This is a genomic window from uncultured Roseibium sp. (genome assembly GCF_947494555.1).
In the GTDB taxonomy this organism is placed as follows: domain Bacteria; phylum Pseudomonadota; class Alphaproteobacteria; order Rhizobiales; family Stappiaceae; genus Roseibium.
In genome coordinates, this window is the sequence record NZ_CANLVF010000004.1 from 184003 (window position 1) to 204872 (window position 20870).

Consider the following 20870-nt stretch of genomic DNA (forward strand, 5'->3'; position numbering starts at 1 on the left):
GCCTTAATCAGTTCTTTCCAAGCCGTTAGTCTTCGCCTGAGAGGCGGCACTTTCAAACAACAGGGTTAACACGGTCTTTATGCCCTTTAGCGCCACAATCCTCACGCTCTATCCGGACATGTTTCCCGGACCACTCGGGCAGAGCCTGTCGGGACGGGCGATGGAGAAAGGGTTGTGGCAGCTTGAGACAAGCCAGATCCGCGACTTTGCGACGGACAAACACCGGAGTGTCGACGATACGCCGGCTGGCGGAGGTGCGGGCATGGTGCTTCGCGCGGACATTCTTGCGAAAGCGATCGATTCCGCAGCGCCTGCTGAAGATCCGAGACCGCGGTTTCTGATGAGCCCGCGCGGACGACCGTTGACCCAGTCGCTCGCTCATGAGCTTGCTTCGGGACCTGGTGCGATTATTGTCTGTGGCCGTTTTGAAGGTATTGACCAGAGGGTTATAGACTCCAGGAGACTGGAGGAGGTCTCGGTTGGAGACTACATCCTTTCTGGTGGCGAAATCGCCGCGATCACAATGCTGGATGCCGTTATCCGCCTGCTTCCAGGTGTCATGGGCAATATGGAAAGCGCAGAGACGGAGAGTTTCGAGACCGGATTGCTTGAACATCCGCATTACACCCGTCCGGCGGACTTCGAAGGACTGCCGATTCCGGATGTTCTGAAGTCCGGCAACCATCAGAAAATCCATGACTGGCGCATGTCCGAGGCGGAGCGCCTGACCCGCGAACGCCGGCCGGATCTTTGGGATGCCTACATGGCCGATGAGGACGACGTGGACTAGGTCTGGTCGCCGCTTTCGCTGAGCTTCGCCAGGATCTGTGTTCCGCGCCGCACGATGTCCGACTGTGAACGGGCACCGGTTTTCGACGTCGCGCTTGCCAGGTGGTTTCTTGCCGTATTGTAGGAAATCTGCAGAATTTCCGCGGCTTCCTTCAACGAGTAGCCAAGAATAAGCTGCTGGACGACAAGGCATTCCCGATCGGTCAATCCGAACGCGGCGGACAGGATCCTTCTGGAAGGTTTGGGCGCTTCGGAAGGATCGAAAATTGTTACAAGCAGCGGCAGGCTGGGCGTCAGGAAAGGTGCGAAACCCGGATGGATCTGGTCTTTGTGCCGGATGGGCAGCACGAAAAAGAACGGGCCCCCGCGACTTTTGCCGGACAATGGAACCGGTCCGACCGGCGACGATGTTTTTGAGGCCTTGTCGAGTGCGGCCTGGAGCGCGGCCTGATTTTCTGATTTGCTCGCGCTCAATCGGACCATGCGGTCAATATAGATCAGTTCGTTGTCACGAAGCACACAGTCCGCCTCGGCGTTGAAATAGGCCACTTTGCGATCCGGGGTCACGAGCAGAGCCGCTGTCGGTATCCTGTTGAGCCAGAATTCCGGATCTGCCGGCACGGTCTCTCGCTTGGCAATTTCCAGCAGCAGTCCGAAAGCATTTTGCAGGTGCGGCCTTAAGAAACCGAACAGGTCCCGAACGTGCTGCTCCTCGCGCAGTTTCATTTTTTTCGGCAGGTTCGCCGCGACAAAGGCGGAATCTTCGCCGTGACGGTGCAGGATGATGCCAAAGGCGCGATTGATATCGCCGTGATCCTTCAGGAACTCGTGATAAAAATCCGTCATTTCGACGTCCGCCGTCGAAATGTAGTCGCCCGTGAACGCCACTTTGGCGGGATTGCATCTCAAGGCAATCGGTGGGAACGGATTCGCCGAAACAGCGTTGCTTAGCCGGAATTCCGCACCTTCGCCGTGATTGTACATGGCGCAGTCGTAAACACTGTTTTCATAGACGCACTGTGCCTGATACGAAATTGGCAGATCCGGGTATATGGTTGCAAGATCAGAAAGCACACTAGTAAGCCCACCATCCAGCAAAGCAGCGCTATAGAGTTTATGCAGTAAACTGGAGTGGTCCTTCATCACATGACGATTCCTCTAGTCAATGAGATAAGACTTTACCGTAATCAATAAACTTTATTTTATAAATACCGTAAATGACGCCGTGACATTTTTTTTAAAATGTGATATAAGTGTTATATTGCAACTAAAAATGCTTTTGAAGTTGTAAAAAACCGAAGAAGTATGGAAAGAATTACTTTAGGCAATGCAGAGCATCAGCAGCGGCACTTGTGCCGCTGCTTTTGTTGTTAAAACTAACCATGTATTTGTTTGAAAAACTATTACACTTTCGGTCGGAAGATCCGGAGCATTTTCAAGCCGGTCACTGAGAGTGTTATCGACCAGCCGACCATCGATTGTGAATTCCCAAAAACCGCATGACAAAAACAGGTTTATGCTGTATACGCCCGCGGAAGCTGGGTGAAAAACGGGTCTGATTTGTCCAGATCCGGTCATCGACAGGCCGCACATGGTCCAAAAGCCGATGAAACCAGCTTATATGCACCATGGCCCAAAGAAGGCGAATACGTTTTCCAGTTAAAGGGAAACGCTCTGGCCTCTTTGTAATTGAAAAGGGAAAAACGCCATGAACATTATCGAGCAGCTGAATGCTGAGGAAATGGCGAAAATCGAAGAAAAGCGCAAGCTTCCAGAATTTTCTCCAGGTGACACTGTCCGTGTCAACGTGAAAGTCACCGAAGGTAACCGTACCCGTACACAGGCTTACGAGGGTGTCTGCATCGCCAGGTCCGGCGGCGGCATCAATGAGAGCTTCACGGTTCGCAAGATTTCTTACGGCGAAGGCGTTGAGCGTGTCTTCCCGATCTACTCCCCGATGCTGGAAGGCGTTGAAGTCGTTCGCCGCGGCAAAGTCCGCCGCGCGAAACTTTACTATCTGCGCGACCGTCGTGGTAAGTCCGCCCGCATCTCCGAAAACACCAACGTTCGCTCCAAGCGCCTCAATGAGGAAGCGCGTGCGGAAGCCATCGCCGTCAAGGCAGCAAAGGCTGAAGCCAAGAAGGCTGAGCAGGAAGCTGCCGAGAGCGCTGCAGAATAAGCCGGCCGACAAGCTGAATTTTCGAAAGGCGGTCCAAGTGACCGCCTTTTTTGGTTCGTGCGGGTCAGTCAAGGTCAGTTGAATTCAGCTCAACCCCGCAATACTTGACGTTTTGGCGGAGCTGCGTCATTCACTAGCCTGAATTCAAAGGCACTGCTTGACGGCCTTTAACCGCCCAAAAGAATGACCCGGAAAAGCGCGCTCGGACGCAGGCGCAGCAGATCCGGTTGAAAACGAGGAGAGACCCATGGCGAAGGCGCGCACGCTTTACGACAAAATCTGGGACGACCACGTCGTCGACATGCAGCCGGACGGTACCGGGTTGCTGTATATCGACCGCCATCTCGTCCACGAGGTCACGAGCCCGCAGGCTTTTGAAGGGCTGCGGATGCACAGCCGCAAGGTTCGCAGTCCGGAAAAAACGCTTGCCGTCGTGGATCACAACGTTCCGACAACAGACAGGCGTCATGGCATCGACGATCCGGAATCCGCACTGCAGGTGGATACGCTTGCGAAAAATGCCGCCGAATTCGGCGTCGAGTATTATTCCGAACTGGATATGCGACAGGGTGTCGTTCACATCGTCGGCCCGGAACAGGGTTTTACCCTGCCTGGCATGACAATCGTCTGCGGCGACAGCCACACGTCAACCCATGGCGCGTTCGGTTCCCTGGCCCACGGTATCGGTACCTCCGAGGTGGAACATGTTCTGGCAACCCAGACCCTGATCCAGAAAAAGGCCAAGAACATGCTGGTCAAGGTCAACGGCAACGTGCCGGACGGCGTGACAGCAAAGGACATCGTGCTCGCGATCATCGGCAAGATCGGAACAGCTGGCGGCACAGGATACGTCATTGAATATGCCGGAGACGCGATCCGGTCCCTGTCCATGGAGGGGCGGATGACCGTGTGCAACATGTCCATCGAGGCAGGTGCACGTGCCGGTCTGATCGCGCCGGACGAAGCCACATTCGAATATGTGAAGGGCCGTCCCAAGGCACCGAAGGGTGAGGCCTGGGACATGGCGATGGCGTACTGGCACACACTGCACACGGATGCGGATGCCTATTTCGACAAGGTCGTCGAGCTCGACGCGGCAAATCTGCCACCAATCGTCTCTTGGGGATCCTCACCGGAAGACGTCGTTTCCGTTGAAGGATTTGTTCCGGATCCGGATGAGATCGATGACGAGAACCGTCGCGATTCCAAAAAACGCGCTCTTGACTACATGGGATTGGAACCCGGCACGAAAATCACCGACATCAAGATCGATCGGGCGTTCATCGGGTCTTGCACCAATGGCCGTATCGAAGACCTGCGCGCCGCCGCTGCCGTTATCGGAAATCACAAAGTCGCACCGCATGTCGACGCCATGGTGGTGCCCGGGTCCGGGCTTGTGAAGGAACAGGCCGAAGAGGAAGGTCTTGATCTGATCTTCAAGGAGGCGGGCTTCGACTGGCGCGAACCGGGCTGTTCCATGTGCCTGGCGATGAATGCCGACAAACTGAAGCCGGGTGAGCGCTGCGCCTCGACCTCGAACCGGAATTTCGAGGGACGTCAAGGACATAAGGGCCGAACCCATCTGGTGTCACCGGCAATGGCGGCCGCTGCTGCGATTGCAGGGCATTTTGTCGACATTCGCGAGTGGACCGTGAATTGATTCGATTTCCCCCACCAGATGCAAATGACGATTGAGGGCGCCACGGGCGCCCTTTTTCTTTTCACGCGCAAAAACGTCATACCGGCGATGCTGTTTTGGATATTCGGCAAGCGATTCATGGATTTATGAAAAATGCCTTGCTGAAAAACACCTTTCAACACGCTGGGACAGAAATGATTTTAACGGGCTTCACAAGACTGTCACCTCGGCACTACAATACTCCTGTCACAAAAGGACATGTTCCGCTGTCCGATTGACCGGACAACGGACAATCAGAGAAGGTGTGAGGAGCGGAAGGTGACAATAGCGGTTTCGCCTGGAGCCCATCCTGCGTTGGTGCTCAATGCGGATTATCGGCCCTTGAGTTACTACCCATTGTCCTTGTGGTCGTGGCAGGACACGATCAAGGCTGTGTTTCTCGATAGGGTAAACATCGTTGCAGAGTATGACGCGGCGGTTCGAAGTCCGAGCTTCGAGTTCCGATTACCGAGCGTCGTCTCGCTCAAGACATTTGTAAAACCCAGCCGATACCCCGCCTTCACCCGCTTCAACGTCTTCCTTCGCGACAAGTTTCAGTGCCAATATTGCGGCTCCAAGTCTGAACTGACCTTCGATCACCTCGTCCCGCGCTCAAAAGGTGGCCTGACCACTTGGGACAACGTTATCACCGCCTGCTCCCCCTGCAATCTGCGCAAATCAAACAAGTCCTGCAAGCAGCTGAACATGTGGCCAATGCACATGCCGTTCCAGCCGACAATCCAGGATCTTCACAACAACGGCCGCGGGTTCCCGCCCAACTACCTGCATGAAAGCTGGATGGATTTTCTTTATTGGGATACGGAACTCGAGCCGTAACCAGAAATTCACTGTCGACATGTGGTCTAGCGATGAAGCATGTTACCAGCTTCAGGCATGTATTATTTATGCCTGTTAAGACTTCTTTTACTTCTTTTAAAAGGTTCATTTAAGAATTTAGGTACTTTTCTGTAATAACTGTCTCTTGAGAGCTGTGAGGCAGTCATGAAGAAACAACGTATTCAAATCATCCAGAACCTGGCACTGCGTTTCCGAGGCGACCGCGATGCAGCGGTTATCCCGCTTTTCGGCATCATGCTGATCATCATCATTGTGATGGCCGGAGCTGCCGTGGATGTTTCAAGGGTCGTCAACGCGCGCGAAAAACTTTCTTATGCGCTTGACGCGGCGGCCCTTGCTGCAGCGACAGATCTGTCGACCCAGGAACTGACGAACGACGAGATCAAGGACGTCATCACGGATTCCTTCAACGCGAACCTTGCTGACGCCGAGTTCCTTGACGAAGCAATTGAAAATCTCGCCTTTTCCGTCGATCCCGACAACGGTCTGATCACCGTGAGTTCCACCGCCACGATGAACAACCTGTTCATCGATTTCGGCGGCTACGGCAAGACAGCGTTCGGTCCGGAAGCCTTCACTTTCGGCACCAACTCGCAGGTGACCTATTCCCGCTTTGACGTTGAAATGGCAATGGTGGTCGATGTGACCGGATCCATGGGCTGGGCACTCAACGATCTCAAGGATGCATCGGAATCAGTAATCAATATCCTCATTCCGGATAGTTCAACGGAAAGCAAGGTCAAGATTTCACTCGTGCCCTACAGCGTCGGCGTCAACATGGATACATATGCATCCACCGCGACGGATGGTGTCAGCACTCGCTGCGTGACCGAGCGCTCGGGCGATGAACAATTCACCGACGCCAGCTACACAGTTGAGCCGGCAGGAGACGGATCGGGAACGTATCGGAGCCAGGATTGCTCGGATTCTGTTCTTCAACCGCTGACGGACGACCGTGACACGCTCATGGACGCAATCGACGATCTTGAAACGGAAGGCTACACCGCCGCGCAGACCGGCATTGGCATCGGCTGGTACACGCTATCTCCAAACTGGAAGGATCTTTGGCCCGCCGAATCCCAACCAGCCGAATATTCCAATACGGAAGTGCTGAAATTTGCGCTGATCATGACCGATGGTGCATTCAACACGTATTACGACAAAGAGACGCTCACCTACGCAGAATGCGACAGTTACTATATCGGTAGCCGAAAATACAAAGGCACGTGTCTCAGTGGAACGAATGACTACTGGATCGAGAAGCCCCAGGGTGGCTATTCGGGTCAGCCGTCGCAACGTGCCCTGTCGCTCTGCAGTGCCATGAAAAACGCAGGCATTACGATCTACACGGTCTATTTCGGAACTGCGACAAGTTCGAGCCAGGCCAGGGTGATGGAAGAATGCGCCGACACTGGCAAGTACTATGTGGCAACGTCGTCGGACGACCTCATTGCCGCGTTCTCGAACATCGCCAAGAAAATTCAGCAGGTATACCTGTCACAGTAAGTGATGAGATCAAACGCAAAAAAAGCCCGCCATCAGGCGGGCTTTTTCGTTTCTGACCGGTCTCAGTCCCGGTTCTGCCTGTTGTCGATCAGATCGTCGACAACAGTCGGGTCCGCAAGCGTCGAGGTATCCCCAAGGCTTTCGAAGCTGTCTTCGGCGATCTTGCGCAAGATCCGGCGCATGATCTTGCCGGAACGCGTTTTCGGCAGGCCGGGTGCGAACTGGATCAGGTCCGGCGAGGCGATCGGACCGATTTCCGTCCGCACGTGTTTGACCAGCTCCTTTTTCAGCTCGTCTGTCGGCTCTTCGCCTTCCATCAGCGTTACATAGGCATAGATGCCCTGCCCCTTTATGTCGTGCGGATATCCGACAACCGCGGCTTCGGATACCTGCGGATGGGCCACAAGCGCGCTTTCAACCTCTGCCGTACCCATCCGGTGTCCGGACACATTGATCACGTCATCCACGCGGCCCGTGATCCAGTAATAGCCGTCCTCGTCCCGCCGGCAGCCGTCGCCAGTGAAATAAAGACCCTTGTAGGTCGCGAAGTAAGTCTGCACGAACCGCTCGTGGTCGCCATAGACCGTGCGCATCTGGCCAGGCCAGCTGTCCTTGATGACCAGGTTGCCTTCGGTCGCGCCTTCAAGGAACTTGCCTTCGGCATCGACGACGGCGGGCTGAATGCCAAAGAACGGCCGTGTCGCGGAGCCGGGCTTCAGGTCGGTTGCGCCTGGCAACGGTGTGATCAGGATGCCACCGGTTTCCGTTTGCCACCAGGTGTCCACGATCGGACAACGACCCTCGCCAACAACGTTGTAATACCAGGTCCAGGCCTCCGGGTTGATCGGCTCGCCGACCGACCCGAGCAACCGCAATGATTTTCTGGACGTGGCGGTAACGTGTTCGTCGCCTGCCCCCATAAGGGCGCGAATGGCGGTGGGCGCGGTATAGAAGATGTTGACGTTGTGCTTGTCGCATACATCCCAGAACCGGCCAGGACCGGGATAGGTCGGAACACCTTCGAACATGAGCGTTGTCGCGCCATTGGCGAGCGGCCCGTAGACGATGTAGCTGTGCCCCGTAACCCAGCCGACATCCGCCGTGCACCAGTAGATATCGCCTTCATGATAGTCGAAGACATATTCATGGGTCATCGAAGCATAGACGAGATAGCCGCCTGTGGTATGCATCACGCCCTTGGGTTTGCCCGTGGACCCGGACGTATAAAGAATGAAGAGCGGATCCTCGGCATTCATCTCCGTCGGTTCGCACTGATCGGACACCCTGCCAGCCTCTTCGTGGTACCAGACATCGCGCCCATCCTGCATTGCGATCTCACCACCGGTGCGCCTGACCACGATAACGCTGTTCACCGGCGCTTTTTCCGCAGCCTTGTCGACATTTGCCTTCAGCGGAACCTTGCGGCCGCCGCGCAGTCCTTCATCCGCGGTGATGACGCAATCGGATTTGCAATCCTCGATGCGCTGGGCGAGGCTGTCGGGAGAAAATCCACCAAAAACAATGGAATGAACCGCCCCTATCCGCGCACATGCCAACATTGCGTATGCAGCTTCCGGGATCATGGGAAGATAGATCGTGACGCGATCGCCCTTCTTGACACCCTGGCCGTGAAGCACATTGGCGAACCTGTTCACTTCTTTGGAAAGTTCGTTGTAGTTGATGATCTTGTGTTCGTTCGGGTCGTCCCCTTCCCAGATGATCGCCGGCTGATCGCCGCGTTTCTCCAGGTGCCGGTCCACGCAGTTGGCTGAGACGTTGAGCGTGCCGTCCTCATACCATTTGATCGAGACACTGTGGTAGTCGTAGGAGGTGTTCTTGACCTTGGTGTAGGGCTTGATCCAGTCGAGGCGCTTGCCGTGTTCGCCCCAAAACGCGTCCGGATCTTCGACGGAGCGCTGGTACATTTCCAGATACTTGGCGTTGTCTACATGTGCACGCGCGGCGACGTCCGCGGGAACGGGGAATACAGACTCAGACATTTGAAAACCTCCCGAAACCATATTGGCCGACGGGGTTGCCACATCCTCACCCCCCACCGGCTTGTTTGCTGCGGGCCATTATGCTGATGACCCCATAGGGCGTCCAGAACCAAACTTTAGTCCTTTAGTCGCCGAGTCCTTGGTCTAATGCGTTCAAATACGTAGTGAATTAGGCTTAAGCCGTCAGACCAATGACCCTTATGAAGCGAACCAGCCGATCACGATCGCCTGTGCGACAAGAACGCCAAGCCAGTGTCCGCCGTCGATAACCGTCAGGCTCCAGGGCCGGCCCTGAAAGCGGTGGTTGATGATCTGTGTCGTCATGACGATGCCAACCCAGATCATAAGCGCCGATATGATCCCTGTGCGAATTGACGTTTCGCCGGTGTGATAAATGATGCCTGCGAAGACGAAGGCCATCACCAGTTGGCAGGCAAACGTAATGCCGAGCGTGACCGGATCCGGCTTTGTCTGGTCTTCCGTCAGGCTGGCGGCTTTCATCCAGGCCTTACCGAGGACACCGTACCAGATCGATCCGAAAATGAAGGAAGCAACAGCAGCTGCTGCCACTGCGATGAGATTTACGCCGTCAAACATCATGGGTCCGCCCTCCGCATTTTTACGGTGTAGGTTGGAAGCAAACGGATGAAAGATCAAGCTTGTGGTTGTGCCAAGGCAGGTTCAAGTCAACCCGCCCGGATTTCAAGTCCGCCTTTTTCGACGATGAACTCGACAACCGGAGCCAGCCCGTCTCCCGCCTTGGTGTTTGCAAAGACAAACGGCCGGTTCTTGCGCATCTTCCTGGCATCGCGATCCATCACGCCAAGGTCTGCACCGACATAGGGTGCGAGATCGGTCTTGTTGATGACCAGGAGATCGGAACGGGTAATGCCCGGCCCGCCTTTGCGGGGAATTTCCTCTCCCGCGGCAACGTCGATGACATAGATTGTCAGGTCGGCGAGTTCCGGCGAGAAGGTTGCCGCGAGATTGTCGCCGCCCGATTCAATCAGGATCAGATCGAGATCCGGAATGGAGTTCGTGAGATCCTCGACAGCAGCAAGGTTGATCGAGGCATCTTCCCGTATCGCGGTGTGTGGGCAACCGCCTGTTTCCACGCCGCGGATGCGTTCGCTCGAAAGCGCCTGCGAGCGCACCAGGGCCTCGGCATCTTCGCTTGTGTAGATGTCGTTGGTGATTACAGCCAGCGAATAGCTGTCGCGCATTGCCTTGCAAAGCCGATCGGTCAGCGTTGTCTTTCCGGCACCGACGGGTCCGCCAATACCGACGCGCAGGGGGCCGTTTTGAGAGTTCATGAACGAAAGAGCCTCGAATACTGAGTTTCATGTGCCATGGAGGCGATATCCGCCAGAAAAGTCGTGCTGCCCAGGTCGTCAATCCCGGATGACAGCGCATCTTCGGTGACTTTGGAAATCACCGGTTCCAGTTTCGCCAGCACACTTTGACCGTCATTCTGTCCAAGAGGTACCGTGCGGATTGCAGCGGAAACGATATTGGCGGAAAAGGCCTGCAGATAGGCCACCAAGGCAGCCCGCGTTGGAATATCATGAGCCGAACAGACCAGACCGACCGAAACAGGATAGGGCCAGGCATCTCTATCGGCGCCCGCCAATTCCTTGAAGAGCACCGCCGCCGCGCCGTCTTGTGGTTGCCAGCTCATTTCGACGGCGCGCATGAAGGCGGTTCCCTGCGCGCTGGCCTCAAGATAACGTTCGCCTGACGGCTGCAGAGCGAGGCCGAGCTCTCGCAGGTCTTCGACTGTCTGCCGATCTCCACTGCGGGCTGCGTTGCAGGTTTCGCTCAACAGGATGGCATCCGTTCGCCCTGCGCCTTGGCGGAGGATATCCTGCAACCAGGCCTCAAGCTCGACCGAATTGGTGATATCACCCTGCTCAACGACCTGTTCCAGGCCATGGCTATAGGTGAAGGCGCCAATCGGGAACGCGGGCGAGAGAAAGGTGAGCAGCCGGTAGAGAGCGGCAGGGTTCATAGGATCAGTCATGGCTGTGACCGTGGGAGTGGTGCCCGTGATCGTGGCCATGAGTTTGTCCGTGACCATAAGCACCCCCTTCAGGGTCGAAAGGTGCGGATATCGGGGTCAGGCGTCCGCCGAGCTTGGCGACCATGTCCTCAATAACGTGATCCCTCCGAATTCGGAGCGTTTTGTCCGCCAGCTGGGTCGGGAGATGGCGATTTCCCAGATGCCAGGCAATCCGGACAAGATGCGCCGTGTTGTCGGCTTCGATTTCCACCAGATCTTCTGCTTCAGCCAGGACCTCGACAATTTTTCCGTCTTCCAGCTCGAGCCCGTCACCGTGATGCAAATGTATGGCGTTCGGCTGATCCAAAAGGAAAGTCAGACCACCTGCCCCGGTGAGCACAGCGCGTCTGCGATACCGGTCTTCCCGATCCAACGTTATGCGGTCGGCCGGTTCGCCGGTCCAGGTTTTTGCCGCGTGAATGGTTCGGACACGGATCATTATGCTGAGTCAGCCTTTGTCTTCATTGCCTGGAATGCGGGCCGCTCCCGGAGGCGTTTGAAATAGTCGTAGACCGGTCCTTCCTTCGGCAGGTCAAATTTCGCTGCAACTGCCCAGCCGGAACAATGACCAATGATGATGTCCGCGATTGTGAATGTTTCCCCCATGACATGGGGGCCCTCTCCCAGTCTTTGCTGCAAAGTGGCCAGGCCGCGCTGGAACTCCATCTGGCAGACGGTTTTTATTTCCGGGACGCGCACATCTTCAGGAAGGATAAATGTGTTCTTTGCGGCCGTCCAAAGCGCGCCTTCCAGGACATCGACACCAAACTGGGTAAAACTGTCCTGTTTCGCCCGTTCGACCGTGCCGGCGGGAAACGTAAACTTGCCGTGCTTGTCGGCGAGATAGGTACAGATGGCCACGGATTCTGAAATGACGCTTTCGCCATCGACCAGAAGCGGAACCTTGCCGCTTGGATTGAGCGCGCGCGCCGTTTCGGATTGTGGCATAGCCGGATCGATCTCGTAAGGCTCTCCAAGCTCTTCAAGCAGCCACATCACCCGCATCGCGCGGGTGCGCGGGAATCCGATGATCTTGTACATTTTTTGCTCCCAAACGATTGTTCGTCAGGACCTTAGAACAGGAAATAGCGTTGTGCCATCGGCAGCACTTCAGCCGGCTCGCAGGTCAGAAGCTCGCCGTTGGCACGCACTTCATAGGTCTCGGGATGAACCTCGATGTCGGGTGTCGCATCGTTGAGGATCATGGATTTCTTGGAAATGCCGCCACGCACGTTCTTGACCGGTAGCACGAGGCTGTCGAGACCGATCTTCGAACCGATATCCGTGTCGTAAGCAGCCTGGGAAACAAAAGTAACCCGGCTTTCGGTCATCGCCTTGCCGAACGCGCCGAACATCGGCCGGTAGTGAACGGGCTGTGGCGTCGGGATCGAGGCATTCGGGTCGCCCATGGGGGCCGCGGCAATCGTGCCGAGTTTCAGGACCATGTCCGGCTTCACGCCAAAAAATTTCGGATCCCAAAGCACAAGATCCGCGAGCTTGCCGATTTCAACAGACCCGACATGCTGGTCCAGCCCGTGTGCCACGGCAGGATTGATCGTCATCTTGGCCATGTAGCGTTTCACACGGAAATTGTCGTTGTCGCCGGTTTCCTCCGAAAGGCGGCCGCGCTGGACCTTCATTTTGTGTGCGGTCTGAAGCGTTCTGATGACCACTTCACCCACGCGGCCCATCGCCTGGCTGTCGGACGCGATGATCGAAAATGCGCCCATATCGTGAAGAATATCTTCAGCGGCGATGGTTTCCTTGCGAATGCGGCTTTCGGCGAAGGCGACATCTTCCGGGATGGAACTGTCAAGGTGATGACAGACCATCAGCATGTCGAGATGTTCTTCAAGCGTGTTTACCGTGTAAGGCCGGGTCGGATTGGTCGAGGATGGCAGCACGTTCATCTCACCGCACACCTTGATGATGTCCGGCGCGTGACCGCCGCCTGCGCCTTCAGTATGGAAGGCGTGGATCGTCCGGTTCTTGAACGAGGCCGTCGTGTTTTCGACAAAGCCGGACTCATTCAATGTGTCGGTGTGGATCATCACCTGAACGTCGTACTCGTCAGCAACCGACAGGCAGGTATCGATGGCGGCCGGGGTCGTGCCCCAGTCCTCGTGCAGCTTTAGCGCACATGCACCCGCCATTATTTGCTCTTCAAGGGCTGCCGGCAGCGACGCGTTGCCCTTGCCGGCAAAGGCGAGGTTCATGGGAAAGCTGTCCGCCGACTGAAGCATCCGGGTGATGTGCCAGGGACCGGGAGTGCAGGTTGTCGCGTTGGTACCGGTGGCCGGGCCGGTGCCGCCGCCCAGCATCGTTGTCACGCCGGACACCAGCGCCTCGTCGATCTGCTGCGGGCAAATGAAGTGGATGTGCACATCGAGTGCGCCGGCGGTCAGGATCTTGCCCTCGCCCGCAATGGCCTCGGTGCCCGGTCCGACAACAATGTCGACTTCAGGCTGGACATCCGGGTTGCCCGCTTTGCCGATGCCGACGATGCGACCGTCCTTGAGACCTACATCCGCCTTCACGATGCCCCAGTGATCGACGATCAGGGCATTCGTAATCACCGTGTCCACCGCACCCGCGGAACGCGGTGCCTGCGACTGGCCCATGCCATCGCGGATAACCTTGCCACCGCCGAACTTCACTTCTTCGCCGTAAGTGGTGAAGTCCTTTTCCACCTCGATGATGAGATCCGTGTCGGCAAGGCGCAGCCGGTCGCCTGTCGTCGGTCCGAACATGTCCGCATAGGCGGCGCGTGGCATTTTATAGGCCATGGTAGCTCCTGTTGGCGATCAGTCGGTGTAGTCTTCGAGCGTCGCTTGCAAATCGTCTGTTCGCTGCATGGTCATCACGATCATGCAGTTGCGGTAGAGTTCATTCCCACGGGTGCCACCCTTGTAGGGGAAACTGTAGGCATTGCAGTCTTTCTCGCGGAAAGTGATCCACGCGGATTGTGCTTCCTCCAGCGCGGCAGGACTGCCTTTAAGGTGCTCAGGAAGGTATTCATCAATCGCAACAACTTTGGCATGAAGCTTTTCATATGCCTCTTCCATGCTGGTATTGGCATCATTGAGCGCTTTTTCTGCGCAGTATGTGCGCTCGTTGTTGTTTAGCGGATAGCCGCAATCGATATTTTCCTGCGCCGATGCGAGCGGTGCAATGAGAGCGCAGAAAAGCGTCGCGGCGCAAAGCTGAAGGCGCATCAGTTTCCGAGTCCCTTGTTTAGGTCTTGCAGTTCGCCGACGCGGGCACGGGTCAGGTCGGCGCGGCAGGTGTAGATGAGTTGTGGCTCCAGCGTCCCGCCGCGGGCAAGGTAGCCGTATGCGGCGCAAGCCTTGTCACGATAGGGAATCCAGGCGCGCTGGGCATCGCGCAACGCATCGGCCGCACCTTTCAGATTGTCGGGCAGATAGCTGTCCGTTTCACGCATCTTGGCCATGGCGATCCCATAGACCTTGTTCAGCGCCGCATCTGCCTGCATCCAGTCCTGCTCGGCGCAATAGGTCATCTCAACCTGGCTCACCGGATTGCCGCAGTCGATGGCGGTCTGTGCCTGAACCGGCGCGCCGCTCAGCACAGAAAGGACCGATCCGACAAGCGCTGCGGATGCCTTGACAGGGGCATTCATAATTGGCCCATGACCTTCTGATTGAAACCGTAGACGGTCCGGTTGCCCCGATAAGGCACAAGCGTTACCGATCTTGTCTGGCCCGGCTCGAAACGCACGGCGGTCCCGGCGGGAATGTCGAGGCGCATGCCCCTGGCTTTTTCGCGATCGAAGGAAAGGCCTTCGTTCGTTTCAGCGAAGTGATAGTGGCTGCCGACCTGCACGGGTCTGTCGCCGGTGTTGGATACGTCAAGTTCAACGGTCTCAAGGCCTGCATTCAGTTCGATTTCGCCGTCAGCAGGAAAGATTTCGCCGGGTATCATCGCTGTCTCCTGGAACAATGCGCATTGAGAAAATTATCGGATCGGCTCGTGGACGGTGACGAGTTTTGTCCCGTCCGGAAAAGTGGCCTCAACCTGCACGTCATGGATCATTTCCGCAACGCCTTGCATGACCTGTTCGCGCGTCAGCACGGTGGCGCCCGCAGCCATCAGATCGGCGACCGAGCGGCCGTCTCTCGCGCCTTCCACGACAAAATCCGTGATCAGCGCGATTGCCTCGGGGTGATTGAGTTTGACACCCCGCTCCAGCCTGCGGCGTGCGACCATGGCGGCCATTGAAACGAGCAGTTTGTCCTTCTCACGGGGAGTAAGGTTCACGACAAGTCCTCCAAGCTAGCAATACCAGACGCGCGGCAAGTCAGCCGCACGGTATCCGGTCAAAAAGGAAATCAGCGCATTTCGCAAATCGCGCGCGTCGCCCGATACGAACCGCGCCACCAGCAGATCGTTCCAGGCACTGACGGCGAAACGCGTCTCGTTCAAAGGTAGAGCGTCCAGCACGGCGCGCGCAAGGGACAGACGGTCACCGGCGTCTTCCGCGCAATCGACGAATGTCGCAAATACGTGTCCGCCCGCTGCAGTCGCGGAGCCGCGCAGAATTTCTCCGGGTGCTCCGTCTACGCGAATGTCGTCGGCGAACACCAACTTGCCTGCGCGCCGGATACGCCATTTATCTTTGAAAAACAGCCTTTCGATGCTTTCTCCCATAGCGGTGCGTCCAAGGACGACGGTCTCAAGCATCATCAAGCGCGCATCCGGGGCGAGATCCGCATTGAGCGTTCGCGACAGATTGGAACGGTCGAAAAGCAACGTTTCCTGAGGTAGCCATTCGAGTGTCGCTCCGGCGCCGACACATAGCGATCCTGTCACTTTTGCGGATCCATCATTGCTGCGATATGCGCGCTCGGCGGTCTGGCTGGTCACAATCGCGTGTGCCTCGTCATCGATTGTGACGTTGTATTCCAGTTCGTCCCCTCCGGTGAGCCCGCCGGCGGTGTTGATCAGTACGGCCGTTGGCGCCCCTCCATAGATCCGCGGCATCCGGACTTTTGCCGAGCCCTTCTGGTAAAGGTCTGCAAGTCGGGTGGTTCCCGTGCGCGCTGAAAAACGGATACGGGCAACTCCTCTGACACGCTGCAGAGGTTTAGCTTGCACGCTCAAATCTGATGCTGGCGCAGCATCATACATATTGTTTCCGCCCCCGGGGTTCCGCCGGTTTTGTTGCCACCGGCATGGTGGTCCCATTGTGTCACCGGGCTAAAGTTTGATGCATCCCGGATCATTCTTCCGGCGATATTAGCAAGGGCCGGGCCAAAAAAGCATCTTTTCGACGTTTGGCGGAAACAGGGCGGAAAGTGTTGGTATATTTGCGGAGCTGACCTTATGCGCCGGGCAAATTGTACAAAAAATAAGCAGGTGCCTAAATCACATTCATCTTCTGAACAACAACAAGGGGTTGCTCTTGGCGACATGTTCCGGTTTTTTAGTAGGTACATCAACAAGGCAAGCAGTCCTTAACCCGTGTGCGTTTTTATAGCGGTGTGACCAGCGAGGGATGCGCGTGTTTTCAAGCCCAATTGGCCGCCTGACAGTTTTTTTTCTTGTTCTTTTCGGTTTCGTCGCGGGCCCGGGGACCGAGCCAGTGCGCGCGGATATCGGGGCCTTTATCCTGATAGACGCCAAGTCGGGAAATGTTCTTGAGGAGAAGAACGCCACCCAAAAGTGGTACCCGGCGTCCCTGACCAAGATGATGACGGCCTACGTCACCTTCAAGGCAATCCGCGAAGGGCGCGCGACGCTCAATTCTGCGGTCATTCAATCAAAAAACTCTCTGTCGGAACCGCCCAGCAAAATGGGCTTCAAGGTCGGTACGCGATTTACGATCGATACCGCCCTTAAAATCATCCTTATCAAGTCCGCAAATGATGTCGCTGTGGCTTTGGGCGAAGCGGTCTCCGGATCGGAGGCAGCGTTTATCGCTGCGATGAATGCGGAAGCCAGGCGGCTTGGTATGACCAATACACGGTTCACGAACCCGCACGGTCTGCCGGACAACGGACAGGTCACGACGGCACGCGACATGGCCATCCTCGCGATGGCACTCCGCAGGGACTTTCCTGAATCCAAGAGTTTTTACAATCATCCGGGCATTCGCTTCGGCAAAAAAACGCTGCGGTCCGCAAACCGGGAGTTTCTGCTCCGTGTCCCGGGCGCAAACGGGATGAAAACGGGATATATCTGCAACTCCGGCTATAATGTTGCAGCGTCTGTTTCCCGCCGCGGCCGCACGTTGATTGCGATTATCCTTGGCGCCGGTTCCGGGCTGGAAAGGACGGCTTTCGCGCGTCAGCTCTTCGACAAGGGTTTCAAGAAACGCCGCGGAGGCAGGAATGTCGCCAGTCTGACCGGAACGTCCGGCAATCCGCCCGCAAATGGCTATTGCCGCCGCAACAAGAGCCCTGGTGCCAAGGCCTATGTGGCTCGTTTCGACATGAAAAACGAACCTTCCGGCGGCTTCCTTTTTTTCAGAAGCGCAAACGACAAGCAGCTGAAGAAAGTTGACGAAAGCGGGTTCACGCTCGCGAACGGCAAGCCGGACTGGGCGAAGATTCTGGACCGGACACTTGGGCCTCGCAAAATCGCTTACCGCCCGTTGCAGGTCGGTCTCGGCAGCCCGACCGGTTCTCCGAAGGCCTCCGGGGCGGTTGCTGGATCGGGAATTCCTGCCAGCGACATACCGGTGCCATCCGCCAATCCGGTCCGACGCGCCGAAACCCAGATTCGTGAGAAACTGCAAAACACAGCCCAAGGCAGCAGTTCAGGGGCGATTTCGCAAGCTTCGGCCGCCGCGGTTCCGCAGGCAACGGCTGATGCGCCCACGCAGGCGGCGCCCGGCTCCATATTCCGCAAGGGCCTCGATTTTACGGTACCCGTTCCCGCGCCCAGTCCGCGCAAGTGAGCTTGTTCAAGACTTTAAGGACAGCCGACCGATCGCCGGCGAACGGTTAACCGTTTATTTACGCTAGTCCTTAACACTGCAGTAAGCATTGTTCCGAAGAGGGCCGACCATCGCGACCGTTTACCAGGCATTCGATGGGGCACTTCAAAGAGAGCGAGTGGACACAAGAGAGATCGAGAGATCGCATCATGATTGAACCGAGATCGACAGCCACCATCAGGGCACTTGCAAGCCTCGCTGAACTTTCTGCAGATCAGCTTGAGGAAGGAGCGTCAATAGACGAGGTCGTTGCCACCCTTCGCAAAGCGGCCGAAGCCGTGCGTCTCGTTATCGATACAGATGACCTGGATGACGACGACCTCGAGGAATCGGATCTCGCGCAGGACCTGACTCCCATGGACCTGTCTACAGATGGTGACGAGCGGGACGATTCCGAAGATACCGAAACCGAGGATGAAAGCATTCTGAACGCCAGCTAGCGTCTGACTGTTTCATCGTTTCGAAGAGTAAAGACCTCTGCCCCGGATTCAATGACCGCAATCGTGTGCTCAAATTGAGCGGACAGCTTCCCATCTTCTGTCAGGACTTCCCATCCATCGTCCCCTGCGGTGACCTTGCGTGTCCCCTGGTTGATCATTGGCTCGATTGTGAAAACCATGCCTTCGCGCAACTTCAATCCAGCGCCGCGACGCCCAAAGTTCAGAACTTTGGGCTCTTCGTGCATTTCGCGGCCGATGCCATGCCCGCAATAATCGCGAACGACTGAATATCCATTCCGTTTCGCGTGTCTTTCGATCGCAAAGCCGACATCGCCCAGATGGGCGCCCGGCCGCACCGCTTCGATTCCCTTCCAGAGCGCCTGGTAGGCAACGCGTACGAGCCTTTTTGCTGCTGGCGACGCATTTCCGACGACATATGTCTTGCTCGAATCGGCAATGAAACCGTTCTTTTCGAGTGTGACATCAAGGTTGATGATATCGCCGTCGCGGATAATCGCAGTCCGACCGGGGACACCGTGACAGACAACGTCGTTAATCGAGCTGTTCAGGACATATTCGAAACCGTACTGACCTTTGCTCGCCGGGCGTGCCTCTAGAGTGCCTGCGATAAAGCGCTCTACAAGATCGTTGACCTCCAGCGTCGACAAGCCGCTGAGATCCATCGTGTCCAGCATTTCAAAGACGGATGCCAACAGCCTCCCCGACACGCGCATCAATGCCAGTTCATCAGGTGTCTTCACCACGTCAGGCGGCCGTCTTGTCCGACTGGGGGATGTCGGCGGCTTCCAGTTGCATCTTTATGATATCGCTGAACGACAAGGTCGGGTTTGCTTCGGCCAGCATTCCGATCTTCATCCAGAACTCGGCCTGTGCATTGATGGACCTGCACATGACGCTGCTGGCGCGGCGGATATCATCATGCAGGTCTTCGCCGATCTTTACGATGCCCATGTCCTTCTCCATATACTAAACATAAATGGTTTATATACGATTCGTATATGAACATCAATATGCATCAGGACCGCGTTATGTCATTACATTTCCCCTTTGCCGCAAAGCCGAAAAAGTGATAGCGGTTCGACAGCCAAACACCGCAAGGTGCCTTGGCTGTTCCCGTCAAGTGATTGGAAACACTGCGGGATGGCATTCAAAGGAGACGCGTTTCATGGTTTCCCCCGGTCCTTCCGGAAAAAAAGGCCCCAAACCTCCCATTCCCTTGTCGGTTCTGACAGGCTTTCTCGGATCGGGAAAAACCACTTTGTTAAACGAGATCCTGAAGGACCCGGCGATGGCCAACACTGCGGTCATCATCAACGAATTCGGTGAAATCGGCCTGGATCACCTCTTTGTCGAACAGGCTGGAGAGGGGATTGTCGAACTTTCTTCCGGATGCCTTTGCTGCACGATCCGCGGTGACCTGGTGACCACACTTGAGAACCTGCTGCGTCATCTGGACAACGGCCGCACCGAACGTCTCGACAGGGTGATCATTGAAACCACCGGTCTCGCGGATCCCGCGCCGATCCTCCATACCATCATGCTGCATCCTTATCTCGTGATGAGATACCGTCTTGACAGCGTGGTCACCCTGGTTGACGCGATCAATGGCCACTCAACTCTCGACGAACACGAGGAGGCGCGTAAACAGGCGGCTGTTGCTGACCGGATCGTGTTCACGAAAACGGATTTGCTCGAAAAAGACCAGGATCGTTCAGTATTCGAGGCCCTCCAGCACAGGCTCTATGGCCTGAACCCTGGTGCTCATCGACTGAATGTGCGGTCCGGCGAAGTTCAGGCAGATCGACTTTTCAATGCCGGCCTTTATGACCCGAAGAGCAAGATACCGGACGTAGCAGCCTGGCTGAATGAGGAAGCCTTTGCCGAGACCGCGCATGCTGATGGGCACGGGCACCACCATCATCACCATGATGACGACCATGGGCATTCACATGATGTCAATCGGCACAGCGAAGCAATACGCGCCTTCACGCTGGCTACCGATCGTCCCGTTTCCGCTTCCGCGCTGGAAATGTTTCTCGATCTGCTGCGTTCGGCACACGGCCCGAAGCTCCTCCGGGTGAAGGGCATTGTGCAACTGGCTGAAGATCCGGAAAGACCGGTCGTCATTCACGGCGTTCAACATGTGTTTCATCCACCGGCAACGCTGGACGCCTGGCCGGATGACGACAGGCGGACCCGCATGGTGTTCATAACAAAGGACCTGCCTGAAGGGTTCGTCAGAAAGATGTTCGAGGCTTTTTCAGGTGCCCTGCTTCCCGATACGCCGGATCCAAAGGCCATGACGGACAACCCGTTAGCGGTCTCCGGGTTCACAAGCCCGATAAGCTGAACCGCCGGGTCCTGCGCCGGAGATTGAAGGGT

The 20870-nt window shown here is 56.4% G+C and carries 23 protein-coding genes; 8 read left to right on the forward strand and 15 right to left on the reverse strand.

Features of this window, described 5'->3' with window-relative positions; genetic code table 11:
• Nucleotides 1-79: 79 nt before the first annotated feature.
• Nucleotides 80-790: a tRNA (guanosine(37)-N1)-methyltransferase TrmD gene (trmD, locus tag Q0915_RS19775; protein ID WP_299477640.1), complete on the forward strand. Its 711-nt coding sequence runs from the start codon at nucleotides 80-82 to the stop codon at nucleotides 788-790.
• Here the strand turns inward: trmD and Q0915_RS19780 are convergent.
• Entirely contained in the window at nucleotides 787-1932 is a 1146-nt protein-coding gene (locus Q0915_RS19780) for a helix-turn-helix transcriptional regulator (protein WP_299477642.1), read from the reverse strand. The genes trmD and Q0915_RS19780 overlap by 4 nt on opposite strands.
• Nucleotides 1933-2497: 565 nt before the next feature.
• Between Q0915_RS19780 and rplS the strand changes: the two genes are divergently transcribed.
• The 4 genes from rplS (at nucleotide 2498) to Q0915_RS19800 (ending at nucleotide 7010) form a co-directional block, all read left to right on the forward strand.
• Entirely contained in the window at nucleotides 2498-2968 is a 471-nt protein-coding gene (gene rplS / locus Q0915_RS19785; RefSeq protein WP_299477645.1) for a 50S ribosomal protein L19, read from the forward strand.
• 247 nt (nucleotides 2969-3215) lie between these two features.
• Nucleotides 3216-4628 (forward strand): 3-isopropylmalate dehydratase large subunit, encoded by a 1413-nt coding sequence (leuC, locus tag Q0915_RS19790; RefSeq protein WP_299477648.1) that lies wholly within the window; start codon nucleotides 3216-3218, stop codon nucleotides 4626-4628.
• Nucleotides 4629-4925: 297 nt separating this feature from the next.
• Nucleotides 4926-5483: an HNH endonuclease gene (locus Q0915_RS19795; RefSeq protein WP_299477651.1), complete on the forward strand. Its 558-nt coding sequence runs from the start codon at nucleotides 4926-4928 to the stop codon at nucleotides 5481-5483.
• 165 nt (nucleotides 5484-5648) lie between these two features.
• Complete coding sequence (locus Q0915_RS19800; RefSeq protein ID WP_299477654.1) at nucleotides 5649-7010, forward strand: pilus assembly protein TadG-related protein; 1362 nt, start codon at nucleotides 5649-5651, stop codon at nucleotides 7008-7010.
• Between the two features lie 62 nt (nucleotides 7011-7072).
• Here the strand turns inward: Q0915_RS19800 and acs are convergent, their stop codons facing one another.
• From acs to Q0915_RS19860, 12 genes are all read right to left on the reverse strand, one after another.
• Nucleotides 7073-9010, reverse strand: coding sequence for an acetate--CoA ligase (gene acs / locus Q0915_RS19805; RefSeq protein WP_299477657.1), 1938 nt, complete (start codon nucleotides 9008-9010; stop codon nucleotides 7073-7075).
• Between the two features lie 198 nt (nucleotides 9011-9208).
• Nucleotides 9209-9610, reverse strand: coding sequence for a DUF1761 domain-containing protein (locus tag Q0915_RS19810; protein ID WP_299477660.1), 402 nt, complete (start codon nucleotides 9608-9610; stop codon nucleotides 9209-9211).
• 86 nt (nucleotides 9611-9696) lie between these two features.
• A complete protein-coding gene (gene ureG, locus Q0915_RS19815; protein ID WP_299477663.1) occupies nucleotides 9697-10323 on the reverse strand; it encodes an urease accessory protein UreG in 627 nt (208 codons plus the stop codon).
• Nucleotides 10320-11069, reverse strand: a complete 750-nt coding sequence (locus tag Q0915_RS19820; RefSeq protein WP_299477666.1) for an urease accessory protein UreF — start codon at nucleotides 11067-11069, stop codon at nucleotides 10320-10322. The genes ureG and Q0915_RS19820 overlap by 4 nt, the downstream gene beginning before the upstream one ends.
• Entirely contained in the window at nucleotides 11023-11508 is a 486-nt protein-coding gene (locus Q0915_RS19825; RefSeq protein ID WP_299477669.1) for an urease accessory protein UreE, read from the reverse strand. Before Q0915_RS19825 ends, Q0915_RS19820 begins: the two co-directional genes overlap by 47 nt.
• Nucleotides 11508-12110 carry a glutathione S-transferase family protein gene (locus tag Q0915_RS19830; RefSeq protein ID WP_299477672.1) on the reverse strand — a complete coding sequence of 201 codons (603 nt, stop codon included), beginning with the start codon at nucleotides 12108-12110 and terminating at the stop codon, nucleotides 11508-11510. The genes Q0915_RS19825 and Q0915_RS19830 overlap by 1 nt, the downstream gene beginning before the upstream one ends.
• Nucleotides 12111-12142: 32 nt before the next feature.
• Nucleotides 12143-13855: an urease subunit alpha gene (ureC, locus tag Q0915_RS19835; RefSeq protein ID WP_299477675.1), complete on the reverse strand. Its 1713-nt coding sequence runs from the start codon at nucleotides 13853-13855 to the stop codon at nucleotides 12143-12145.
• Nucleotides 13856-13873: 18 nt separating this feature from the next.
• Complete coding sequence (locus Q0915_RS19840) at nucleotides 13874-14284, reverse strand: lysozyme inhibitor LprI family protein (RefSeq protein WP_299477678.1); 411 nt, start codon at nucleotides 14282-14284, stop codon at nucleotides 13874-13876.
• Nucleotides 14284-14709, reverse strand: coding sequence for a lysozyme inhibitor LprI family protein (locus Q0915_RS19845; protein ID WP_299477681.1), 426 nt, complete (start codon nucleotides 14707-14709; stop codon nucleotides 14284-14286). Before Q0915_RS19845 ends, Q0915_RS19840 begins: the two co-directional genes overlap by 1 nt.
• Nucleotides 14706-15011: an urease subunit beta gene (locus tag Q0915_RS19850; protein WP_299477684.1), complete on the reverse strand. Its 306-nt coding sequence runs from the start codon at nucleotides 15009-15011 to the stop codon at nucleotides 14706-14708. Before Q0915_RS19850 ends, Q0915_RS19845 begins: the two co-directional genes overlap by 4 nt.
• A 33-nt stretch (nucleotides 15012-15044) precedes the next feature.
• Nucleotides 15045-15347, reverse strand: a complete 303-nt coding sequence (locus Q0915_RS19855; protein WP_299477687.1) for an urease subunit gamma — start codon at nucleotides 15345-15347, stop codon at nucleotides 15045-15047.
• Between the two features lie 15 nt (nucleotides 15348-15362).
• Nucleotides 15363-16184 carry an urease accessory protein UreD gene (locus tag Q0915_RS19860; RefSeq protein ID WP_299477690.1) on the reverse strand — a complete coding sequence of 274 codons (822 nt, stop codon included), beginning with the start codon at nucleotides 16182-16184 and terminating at the stop codon, nucleotides 15363-15365.
• 487 nt (nucleotides 16185-16671) lie between these two features.
• Between Q0915_RS19860 and Q0915_RS19865 the strand changes: the two genes are divergently transcribed.
• Together Q0915_RS19865 and Q0915_RS19870 are read left to right on the forward strand one after the other, a co-directional pair.
• Nucleotides 16672-17988: a D-alanyl-D-alanine carboxypeptidase family protein gene (locus Q0915_RS19865; protein ID WP_299477693.1), complete on the forward strand. Its 1317-nt coding sequence runs from the start codon at nucleotides 16672-16674 to the stop codon at nucleotides 17986-17988.
• A gap of 188 nt (nucleotides 17989-18176) precedes the next feature.
• The gene (locus tag Q0915_RS19870; RefSeq protein WP_299477696.1) at nucleotides 18177-18467 is read left to right on the forward strand and encodes a hypothetical protein; all 291 of its coding nucleotides are present in this window, start codon (nucleotides 18177-18179) and stop codon (nucleotides 18465-18467) included.
• Here Q0915_RS19870 and map read toward each other — a convergent pair.
• Together map and Q0915_RS19880 are read right to left on the reverse strand one after the other, a co-directional pair.
• Nucleotides 18464-19231, reverse strand: coding sequence for a type I methionyl aminopeptidase (gene map, locus Q0915_RS19875; RefSeq protein WP_299477699.1), 768 nt, complete (start codon nucleotides 19229-19231; stop codon nucleotides 18464-18466). The two genes, Q0915_RS19870 and map, sit on opposite strands and share 4 nt — an antisense overlap.
• 1 nt (nucleotide 19232) lies before the next feature.
• The gene (locus Q0915_RS19880) at nucleotides 19233-19439 is read right to left on the reverse strand and encodes a ParD-like family protein (RefSeq protein WP_299477702.1); all 207 of its coding nucleotides are present in this window, start codon (nucleotides 19437-19439) and stop codon (nucleotides 19233-19235) included.
• Between the two features lie 214 nt (nucleotides 19440-19653).
• Here Q0915_RS19880 and Q0915_RS19885 point away from each other — a divergent pair, with 214 nt between their 5' ends.
• Nucleotides 19654-20838, forward strand: coding sequence for a GTP-binding protein (locus tag Q0915_RS19885; RefSeq protein WP_299477705.1), 1185 nt, complete (start codon nucleotides 19654-19656; stop codon nucleotides 20836-20838).
• The last annotated feature ends 32 nt before the right edge of the window (nucleotides 20839-20870 follow it).